Source organism: Acidithiobacillus sp. TH-A36, from assembly GCF_057473445.1.
The window spans coordinates 1-7,678 of the sequence record NZ_JBYCKP010000234.1 but is presented as its reverse complement, the minus strand read 5'-3'; the positions used below and the strand labels follow the sequence as shown (position 1 = coordinate 7,678).

Annotated in this window: 8 protein-coding genes; 5 read left to right on the top strand and 3 right to left on the bottom strand. The window is 50.6% G+C overall.

The window, feature by feature from the left end; translation table 11 throughout:
- The 4 genes from AC2VLY_RS06145 to AC2VLY_RS06130 all read left to right on the top strand — a co-directional run.
- Window positions 1–563: MFS transporter (locus AC2VLY_RS06145; RefSeq protein WP_486921943.1), on the top strand; the 563-nt coding region annotated here is incomplete at its 5' end.
- 273 nt (window positions 564–836) lie between these two features.
- Window positions 837–1,346: a hypothetical protein gene (locus AC2VLY_RS06140; protein ID WP_486921942.1), complete on the top strand. Its 510-nt coding sequence runs from the start codon at window positions 837–839 to the stop codon at window positions 1,344–1,346.
- Between the two features lie 31 nt (window positions 1,347–1,377).
- Window positions 1,378–2,376 carry an aminoglycoside phosphotransferase family protein gene (locus AC2VLY_RS06135; protein ID WP_193651710.1) on the top strand — a complete coding sequence of 333 codons (999 nt, stop codon included), beginning with the start codon at window positions 1,378–1,380 and terminating at the stop codon, window positions 2,374–2,376.
- A 4-nt stretch (window positions 2,377–2,380) separates the two neighbouring features.
- Entirely contained in the window at window positions 2,381–3,121 is a 741-nt protein-coding gene (locus AC2VLY_RS06130) for an HAD family hydrolase (RefSeq protein ID WP_193651711.1), read from the top strand.
- Between the two features lie 5 nt (window positions 3,122–3,126).
- Here the strand turns inward: AC2VLY_RS06130 and AC2VLY_RS06125 are convergent, their stop codons facing one another.
- Genes AC2VLY_RS06125 through AC2VLY_RS06115 form a run of 3 tightly spaced genes read right to left on the bottom strand, consistent with a single transcriptional unit; the run spans window position 3,127 to window position 5,319 of the window.
- Window positions 3,127–3,870, bottom strand: coding sequence for a TIGR02186 family protein (locus AC2VLY_RS06125; RefSeq protein WP_486892029.1), 744 nt, complete (start codon window positions 3,868–3,870; stop codon window positions 3,127–3,129).
- Entirely contained in the window at window positions 3,871–4,785 is a 915-nt protein-coding gene (locus tag AC2VLY_RS06120) for a sulfite exporter TauE/SafE family protein (RefSeq protein WP_486892030.1), read from the bottom strand.
- Window positions 4,786–5,319, bottom strand: coding sequence for a universal stress protein (locus AC2VLY_RS06115; protein WP_193651714.1), 534 nt, complete (start codon window positions 5,317–5,319; stop codon window positions 4,786–4,788). It lies immediately after the preceding gene.
- A gap of 204 nt (window positions 5,320–5,523) precedes the next feature.
- On the opposite strand from AC2VLY_RS06115, the gene htpG reads away from it, so the two are divergent.
- Window positions 5,524–7,416, top strand: coding sequence for a molecular chaperone HtpG (htpG, locus tag AC2VLY_RS06110; protein WP_486892031.1), 1,893 nt, complete (start codon window positions 5,524–5,526; stop codon window positions 7,414–7,416).
- The last annotated feature ends 262 nt before the right edge of the window (window positions 7,417–7,678 follow it).

Below are 7,678 nucleotides of genomic sequence, written 5' to 3'. Positions count from 1 at the left end.
GCGGCTTACGTGCCTGGCGACGCTCCATGGTGCCCTTCGCTTTTGCAGTAGTGATTTATGCGATCTGTGAAGGCAGCTTTGGCAGCTGGGCCAATGTATTGGTCAGTGTCGACCACCACCTTCCTGCCGCAACCGGCGCCCTGGCACTGTCGCTGTTCTGGGGAGGCATGACCGTTGCCCGCTTCATTTTGGGCAGCATTCCCGACCGCTTTCTTTCCCGACGCTGGATTTATCGTCTGGCGCCTATCGGTATGGCAGCCTGCTTTATCATCATCCCCCATCTGCTCAGTGCAACGGCGCTGTTACTGGCATTTGCCCTGGCCGGTGCGGCTTGCGGTATATACTATCCCTACAGCATGGCTTTCGGGGTAGCCGCACACGGCAAGGAAGGCACGCAAATGGCTGGACTATTGGTTGGAGCGCTGATGATTGGCGAAGGCATCGGCTCTACCGGACTGGGTCCACTGCAACATGTCATTTCACTGAATCAGATTTACACCTTCTCCGCCCTATGGGCGATCCCACTGCTCTGGCTGGCCTGGCGCAATAGCCGGCAGCAATAAGCCGCTTCATATTCACGTCTCTTGCAATAAGGACATGAAGGTCAGCCGTTCTGGTGCCATCAACTTCATGTCATACCCATCGTGCAGATGATTAATGAGGCTGACAGAAGGCATAAATACAGGCTTAAAACCAAAAACTGCAGTTGCCCTGGGACGTTGCAGCGACTTTGACCCGCGCGACGTATTGCCCGGTTTGGTCTCTGGCTGCAGACCATGATACAAATCAGTTGATAGCCTGGAACATCCGGGCATTCCGCAAAGGAGTGATGAACATTGGCCCCACGCAAATCTCCCCGTTCCAGAAAAAAACCCTGGATTCTGGTGGTTATTATCGCGCTGATCACTGCCGCCATTGCCATTGGTATTGCCCTCAACATTCCGATATCTCCACAATCTGTCAGCCCGACTCCTGAAAAACCGGTACCCAAAAAAACAAATGTTCCCAAACTGATGAAAAAAACTCTGGACTTGGGTTCTTTCGGGGTGATGGTGCGCAGTGCTGATGGCTCTGAAAAAGCGTTGACCATTCACCCTGTTGCCATTCTTCACGGGCACGGACCCTGGCAGCCTCTACATGACGCCCAAAAACATTTTGAGAGCCTGATTGTCAATCCCTTCATGGCCTTTCCAGACTTGAATCAGGTTTCACATTCACCGACAGCACAGCAAGATCTGGGTCGTCAGATCATGGACAACATCGCCCCAACCCTGGCAAGACTGGAACCAGGCTGGACTATTGAACACATAGAGCTGCATCCCGCCCTTCAGGAGCCACCGCCATGAACTGTAAGAGCAACAGAATGGAGCAGATATCGTGAAATATCTCGGGCGCCTGAATCCTCAGGATCCGCTTTTTGCCTATTTACGCGATGAAGTTTATCCGCAAATACTGCCAAATGATCAGGTCCGCAATTTTCGGGTATTTCAGTTTCCTGCTTCCAATGAGGTATTTCTGTATGAAGAAACTCATTCTCAGCAAAAGGTGATCGGGAAATTTTTTCAGCGTCCGGGTAAAGATCCCCAAAACGCCTGGGAAAGAGCCTGGAATGAATGGCAAAATCTGCATTATTTGCGCAACATCGGTCTCAATCATAAGCATTTTCATATTCCTCAGGCTTTTGGCATTGCCCGCCACATGAATAGTCTGGTCGTGGAAGAATATTGTCCCGGTCAATCATTATCGAGTGTGATGAGTCAGAGTCTTGCTGAACACCATGAAGATTTGCTGTATGCCCGTCTCACCGATCTCGCCTGGTTTCTGGCCAAGTTACATAACCACACGGCCAGCGCTGAGACGGTTCACTTTCATACCCAGTTTGCCTACTTTGATAAAATCGTGGCGCGTCTGCAGCGACGCCACCGCATTAGCGAAGCACAAGTGCGCGAAGTTTATGGATTTCGCGATCAGTGGCAGCAGTCTCCCTGTATGTGGAGCGATCAGGCGGTTCTGATTCATGGCGATGCCACTCCATCCAATTTTTTGTTTGCGCACCCCCGAACCATTATTGCCATTGATTTCGAGCGCATCAAGCGCGCTGACCGCGCCTACGACCTGGGCATGATTGCCGGTGAAATCAAACACCATTTCCTGCGCAACAACCATCATGGTGAGCAGGCCGAGTCCTACATCGGTCATTTTCTCTGGGAGTACAGCACCCATTTTCCCGACCGACAGGCGGCATTTGCAGCCATCACCCGGAGAATTCCCTTTTACATGGGCATGACGCTGTTACGCATCGCCCGTAATTCCTGGCTGGACTGGCGTTACAGTCAAATTCTGGTTCATGCTGCACTCTCTGTTCTAAGGAGGTAGTCTCATGTCTATTCGCGCTGTCTGCTTTGACTTGTATGGCACACTGATCAACATAGAAACCAATGAAGACATGGAGGAAATTTATCGAGGAATTTCTCATTACCTGACATATCACCGGGTTTTCATGAATCGTCGGGAAGTGCGCGAACGCTATTTCGCCGTCATGAAAGAACGCAAACGCCAATCCACCGAACGCTATCCGGAAATTGATGTGGAAGCCATCTGGCATACCATTCTGATTCAGGAAAACAGCAAGCCACTGAACGGCAGGGAAAAATTGGCCAAGGAACTGGCGCGGCTGCATCGTGGCATTTCCAGAACCCGCCTGGAACGTTATGAAGGCGTCAAAAGAACCCTCAAAAGCTTGCAGGAACAATACCAGCTTGCCCTCATTTCCGATGCCCAACGCTGTTTTGCCCTGCCCGAAATGCGCGCATTGAATATCAAAAAGTATTTCGACATTCGCATCATTTCCGGTGATTACGGATATCGCAAGCCTGATTCCCGATTATTTCAAATGGCTGCCGAACAACTCGAAGTAGCACCACATCAGGCCATTTATGTGGGTAACGACATGTTTCGGGATATTTATGGCGCGCAACAGGCTGGATTCAAAACCATTTTTATAGACTCCAATCAGGGTGCCAAATCCTACAACGATATTCAGCCGGATTATTTCGCACAGGACTTTTATCAGGTACTGGATGGCGTGGCTTTTCTGGCGCAAAAACATGCAGACAACTGAATCCATCAGGCTGAACGGCGACGCATGAGGATACCCAGAGCAAAACCCAATCCTGCCAGAATAAAAGTCAGAACAATGCCATAGACCCAGCTGTTCTCTCTGGCAAAACGGGCAATCCACGCTTGGAAACCGACCTGGCGGACATCAATCTGCTGCTTGCGGACTGCAACCACCTGTTGCTGCCGGACCAGATAAGTCAGCAATTGATAATGACCCAGAGGCAATGACGCCGGCAGCCTGATTTTCGCCGAAAATAACCCCTGCTTCAGAGTGACCCCAGCGGGTTCCACCACGTAATTGCGGTGGCGAATTTTCTCATCCAGAAAGGCTTTTTGCCAGGTATCCAAATGATCGGGTTCGGGAGCGAAACGGGCTTTATCTACCAGCGAAGACAGGGTTAATCCCAGTTTCTGCAGGGTATCATCAGGCAGAATGTGCCTGACCGGGGCCGAAGAAAGCCGCTGCCAGATACCCGGAGCCCTGGTCACCGTTACCTTTGCACCATTCAGCCAGATTGGTCCGGTTCGGGTTTTTTGCTGCATGGCTTCAGTGCTGTCGGGCGAACGCAGTATGACAATGACCTGCCCCGGACCCGTGATGGCACCATACACCAGCAGGTTTTCCCCGACAAAATGGCTGGTCACGTTCACCTTATCCGTACTGGTAGCCACTACCAGGGGCGTAGACGCTTCGGCCAGCATGGCAGAACCCATAGTCAGCAGCATGAGCATCAGGCGCAGATAAATCATCTAAACAACCCGCGCCATGCTGAAAATGTGTTCGGGCGTAATAAATAATCCCAACCCCATCTTGATAGCTACGCCCACGACCACCAGGGCCAGCACCAGACGCAGCTGCTCCCCCTTCATATGCGCCCCGGCCCGCGCCCCGAACTGCGTGCCGAAAATGGAACCCAAAACCAGAGCCAGAGCCAGATAAGGGTCTACGGCATGATTCATTCCCGCCTGCAAAATACCCACTTCAGCCGTGGTAAACAGCAATTGAAACAATGAGGTACCTACCACCACCTTGGTGGGCATTTTCAATACATAAAGCATGATGGGCACCATCACAAAACCACCTCCAACCCCCATCAGCGCGGTAAGCAAGCCCACGCCAAAACCCAGTAAAACCGGGGTCAGAAAAGAAAGACGCAATCCTGAAACCGGAAAATCCATTTGTCCCGGAAGGCGCTGCAGAATGGACTGATTTTTTGTCCGGTTTTTTTGGGATGCATGCCCATGCCGACCACGCAAAGCCAGCAGCGATTCAATCAACATGGAAGTACCGATGACACCCAGCAAAATGACATACAGAAAAGTCACCACCAGACTGAAGTGGCCACCCGCCTCCAGAATCCGGGCAATGTGTACACCGATCAGCCCTCCCGTCCAGCTCCCTGCCAACAGGACAAAAGCCATGCGCATATCGACATTACCCATGCGCCAGTGCGCATAACTGCCAATAGCCGAGCCACCAACAATCTGGGCCGCTCCGGTACCCACAGCAACCAGTGGCGGGACCCCGATAAAAATCAGCAGAGGCGTAATCAAAATTCCCCCACCCACTCCGGTCAATCCCGACAGAAAACCCACCGCCAAACCAAAACTGACTATCAGCCAGATATTCACGTCCATATGCGCGATAGGCAGGAACAATTCCACTCAGCGATCTCCCTGCGACGGATCGGAACAAAAGACCGCAGAACACAGTTGATCGATGTTCGTATCAGGCGGCACCAGCAATACCGGTACGGCCAATGTCAGGCTCAGTTTTGCACCGAGTCCCCCAAGAAGATGGGGTAACCCTCGCGGTTTACTTTCCGTGCCAAAACCACGCTGCCCTATCACCACCATGATCGTTTCCGGAAGACTCTGGACCAGTCGCGGAATTTCCTGTTCTGGCGCCCCTTCCAGCAGAAAATATTCTGGCAGCCCAATATCACAATGTTCTTCAATACGTTCGGCGACGGCGCGCAGGTTACTCTCCGCTTCAAGGCGGGATTCTGCCAGCATGCGATCCGTCAGATCACGGGAAAACAGTCCTCCGCCAAAACCCAGTGGATCACTGGCCACATGCAGGGAAGTCACCAGGCCAAGACGTGCACCAAGAAGACGTGAAAAGCGCGCCGCCACAGCAGCCGCCAGCAAGGCATTTTGTGATCCATCAATAGCCGTCAACAGGACTGGATCTGACATAAACAACCTACAATGTTGAGAGATTTCATCAATATTAGAGGATGACCCTATGCCTGTCGAGGTGGCAAGCTCAATGCGTAAAGTCCATTGTCCCGGCAGAACGGTCTATAAGTGCTCTTGATTCTCGGTGAAGCAGGCCCCACTTCCAGTCTGTCTATTGAAATGATAGCTGCTCAGACAACTTGTCCATAGGAAGGAGAAATAATGACCACCAACAAGGAAACTCTAAAATTTCAGACTGAAATCAATCAGCTGATGCATCTGATGATTCATTCTCTGTATTCAAACAAAGAAATTTTTCTGCGTGAACTGATATCCAATGCCTCTGATGCCTGTGACAAACTGCGCTTTGAAGCCTTGGCGGATCCCAGTCTGGTTGCGGGGGACAGCGAACTCAAAGTGCAGGTAGATTTTGATGCCGAACAAGGCACATTAACTGTCCGCGACAATGGTATCGGCATGAACCGCGACGAAGTCATTGCCAACATTGGAACCATTGCCAAGTCGGGAACCAAAGAATTTTTTGAGAGACTGAGTGGCGATCAGAGCAAGGATGCCAAACTGATTGGTCAATTTGGCGTAGGTTTTTATTCTGCCTTTATTGTCGCCGACCGCGTAACGCTGAGTACCCGTCGAGCCGGAATGGAAGTAGAGCATGGTGTACGCTGGGAGTCCGATGGGACGGGCGCCTACACCCTCGAAACCATCGATTTGCCAGAGCGCGGTACCGAGATAGTGCTGCACATACGCGAAGATGAACGCCAGGACCTTCTGAATCTCTGGCGCTTGCGCGGCATTATCAACAAATACTCAGACCATATTCCCCTACCCATTCTGATGCGTAAAGCGGGCGAAGATGGCAAGCCCGGCGATAGCTGGGAGACCGTCAATAAAGCCTCTGCTCTTTGGCAACGTTCCAAGTCTGAAATCAGTGATGCAGAATACAAGGAATTTTATCAGTACGTCAGCCATGATTATGCTGATCCACTGGCCTGGGCGCATAACCGGGTGGAAGGTCGCCTCGAATATACTTCTCTGCTCTACATTCCCGGCAAGGCACCTTTTGATCTTTGGGAACCCAATCAGACGCACGGCATCAAGCTTTACGTGCAGCGCGTTTTCATCATGGACGATACCGAACACCAGATTCTGCCCCGTTATTTGCGCTTTGTACGCGGCGTCATTGATTCCAGCGATCTCCCCCTGAATGTTTCCCGCGAAATTCTTCAGGGCAACCGGGTCATTGACCAGATGCGCTCGGGCTCCATCAAACGGGTACTGGGCCTTTTGGAAGAAATGGCTGAAAAAGAACCCGAAAAATATCAAAACTTCTGGAATGAGTTTGGACGGGCACTGAAAGAAGGTCCTGGTGAAGATTTTGCCAATCGCGAACAAATCGCGAAATTATTACGTTTTGCGAGCACCCATTCCGATACTGAAACCCAGAATGTTTCTCTGGCTGATTATATGGGCCGTATGCGCGAAGGTCAGGACAAAATATATTACATTACTGCGGATACTTTTATTGCTGCCAAAAACAGTCCACAACTGGAACTGCTGCGTAAAAAGGGCATTGAAGTATTGCTGCTCAGCGACCGTGTGGATGAATGGCTGACCAGCCACCTCCATGAATTTGAAGGCAAGGCCCTGAGCTCTGTAGCCAAAGGCACGCTTGATCTGGGTAGCATTGAAACTGAAGAAGAACGCAAATCTCAGGAAGAAATCGAAAAAACCGCAGAAGGTCTGGTGGAGCGTATCAAAAATGCGCTGGGTGATCGGGTTGAAGCGGTTCGGGTTTCCCACCGGCTGACCAGTTCTCCTGCTTGCATGGTCCTGGGCGAACGGGACATGGCCCTGTATATGCAGCAATTATTGAAGCAGGCTGGACACGAAGTACCCAGTACCAAACCCACCCTGGAAATCAACCCTACCCATCCTATGTTGACCCGCATAGAAAGTGAAAAAGATGCGTCACGCTTTGCGGAGTGGTCATCGCTGTTACTGGATCAGGCGATTTTGAGCGAGGGCGGACAACTGGAGGATCCTGCTGGTTTTGTGGCCCGTCTCAACCAGTTAATGCTCGCCCTGGCAGGCTGATAAACCCACTGACCCTTTTGTTCAACGGTCATGGCATCACCTTCTAACCCACAGAAGGTGATGCTTTTTTATTTGCATATTTTCTTCAAAATAATACCTTTTCTTTTAATTCACAAAAAACACCATAGTTGAAATTATTTTTAAGATACCAAGTGTAATCATATGTAACCATGTTTCAATTTTTTACAGTTATATTATTGATATCTTATAGCGAGAGGTTTATGGTTCAGTAACTCCATGATGATACTGAATTATTCATTAA